We start from the raw sequence: 1,445 nt of genomic DNA, 5'->3' as shown, positions 1-1,445 counted from the left end.
GCTGCATGGCTTCAAACGCCTCCGCATCCGCTGGGAACGACGAGCCGACATCCATGAAGCCTTCCTCCGCCTCGCCTGCTGCCTCATCACCCTCAGACAGATCAACTCATTCTGTTAGCTGTTGTTAAGCGCACCGTAATTATTGAGCGTTCAGCTATCAGAGGGCTGCCCTTGAGCCTTGCGGGGCTCTCGGATACTGCCGGATTTCGACGCGGCGCGCCCGGCACCGCGAGTGCGGTACCGGGCGCGCGAGCCGGGTGGTGAGGGATCAGTTGGCCCTGCGGAAGCGGCGGAGGCGGAGGCTGTTGCCGACGACGAAGACCGAGGAGAAGGCCATCGCGGCTCCGGCGATCATGGGGTTGAGGAGGCCGGCGGCGGCGAGGGGGAGGGCGGCGACGTTGTAGCCGAAGGCCCAGAAGAGGTTGGACTTGATGGTGCCGAGCGTCTTGCGGGCCAGGCGGATGGCGTCGACGGCGGCGAGGAGGTCGCCTCGTACGAGGGTCAGGTCGCCGGCCTCGATGGCGGCGTCGGTGCCGGTGCCCATGGCCAGTCCGAGGTCGGCTTGGGCGAGGGCCGCGGCGTCGTTGACTCCGTCACCGACCATGGCGACCGAACGTCCTTCGGCCTGGAGGCGCTTGACGACGTCGACCTTGTCCTCGGGCATGACTTCGGCGATCACGTCGGACGGTGCGATGCCGACCTCTGCGGCGACGGCCTCGGCCACCGCCTTGTTGTCGCCGGTGAGCAGGATCGGCGTCAGGCCGAGGGCACGGAGCCGGGTGAGGGCCTCGGCGCTGGTGGGTTTGACCGCGTCGGCGACCTCGAGGACCGCGCGGGCCTGACCGTCCCAGGCCACGCAGATCGCCGTACGGCCCGCGGCCTCGGCTGCGGCCTTCACCTGCCGCAGCTCGGTGGGCAGGGACAGTGCCCATTCGGCGAGGAGCTTTTCGCGGCCGACGAGGACGGCGTGGCCCTCGACGATGCCCTGGACGCCGAGGCCGGCGATGTTGGCGAAGTCCTCCGGTGCGGGGAGGGCGCCGACCTTCTCGGTGGCGCCCGCGGCGACGGCCTGGGCGATGGGGTGCTCGGAGGCGTGCTCCAGGGCGCCGGCCAGGCGCAGGACCTCGTCCTCGGTCTCGCCTTCGGCGAGGTGGACGCCGAGCAGGGTCATCTTGCCGGTGGTGACGGTGCCGGTCTTGTCGAGGACGATCGTGTCGATCTTGCGGGTGGACTCCAGGACCTCGGGTCCCTTGATCAGTACGCCGAGCTGGGCGCCGCGCCCGGTGCCGACCATGAGGGCGGTCGGGGTGGCGAGGCCCAGGGCGCAGGGGCAGGCGATGATCAGGACGGAGACGGCCGCGGTGAAGGCGGCGGTCCAGCCTTCGCCGGTGGCGACCCAGAAGCCGAGGGTGGCCAGGGCCAGGACGATGACGACGGGGACGAAG

At 70.3% G+C, this 1,445-nt stretch carries 1 protein-coding gene and 1 pseudogene; one reads left to right on the top strand and one right to left on the bottom strand.

Going from position 1 to position 1,445, the window contains the following annotated elements; translation table 11 throughout:
* A pseudogene (locus K6I33_RS34995) lies at window positions 1–118 on the top strand (IS5/IS1182 family transposase); the annotation flags it as partial.
* 150 nt (window positions 119–268) lie between these two features.
* Here K6I33_RS34995 and K6I33_RS34990 read toward each other — a convergent pair.
* Window positions 269–1,445, bottom strand: a 1,177-nt coding sequence (locus K6I33_RS34990) for a heavy metal translocating P-type ATPase (RefSeq protein ID WP_229358823.1), incomplete at its 5' end; no start/stop codon positions are given.

The organism is Streptomyces sp. UNOB3_S3 (assembly GCF_020740895.1).
Taxonomy (GTDB): domain Bacteria; phylum Actinomycetota; class Actinomycetes; order Streptomycetales; family Streptomycetaceae; genus Streptomyces.
Note: the sequence above shows the minus strand (reverse complement) of the source record. Positions and strands in the feature narration are given on the sequence as shown.